The organism is Enterobacter sp. C6 (assembly GCF_008122455.1).
Lineage (GTDB): Bacteria > Pseudomonadota > Gammaproteobacteria > Enterobacterales > Enterobacteriaceae > Enterobacter > Enterobacter pseudoroggenkampii.
Map to the genome: position 1 here is coordinate 1 of NZ_QPFW01000025.1, position 686 is coordinate 686.

General features: G+C 53.4%; 1 protein-coding gene. It reads right to left on the reverse strand.

Annotated features, from left to right (window positions below; translation table 11 throughout):
• Nucleotides 1-686 (reverse strand): GTP-binding protein (locus tag DOU50_RS00155; RefSeq protein WP_228117483.1); only part of this gene is annotated, 686 nt, incomplete at both ends.

The following is a 686-nucleotide window of genomic DNA, read 5'->3' on the forward strand; positions in this document are numbered from 1 at the left end:
ATTGAGCCTGGCTTCGCCAGAACCTGACCACGTTCGATTTCTTCACGTTTGATACCACGCAGCAGAACACCAACGTTCTCACCAGCACGGCCTTCGTCCAGCAGTTTGCGGAACATTTCAACGCCAGTACAGGTAGACTTCGCAGTCTCTTTGATACCAACGATTTCAACTTCTTCACCAACTTTGATGATACCGCGCTCTACACGACCGGTAACAACGGTACCACGACCGGAGATGGAGAATACGTCTTCGATTGGCAGCAGGAATGGCTTGTCAATCGCACGCTCTGGTTCTGGGATGTAAGAATCCAGGAAGCCAGCCAGTTCGATGATTTTCGCTTCCCACTCTGCTTCGCCTTCCAGCGCTTTCAGAGCAGAACCACGAACGATTGGGGTATCGTCGCCTGGGAAATCGTACTGAGACAGCAGTTCACGAACTTCCATCTCTACCAGTTCCAGCAGCTCTTCGTCATCAACCATGTCGCATTTGTTCAGGAACACGATGATGAAAGGAACGCCTACCTGACGACCCAGCAGGATGTGCTCACGAGTCTGAGGCATTGGGCCGTCAGTCGCAGCAACAACCAGGATCGCGCCGTCCATCTGCGCAGCACCGGTGATCATGTTTTTAACATAGTCGGCGTGGCCTGGGCAGTCTACGTGTGCGTAGTGGCGAGTCGGGGTGTC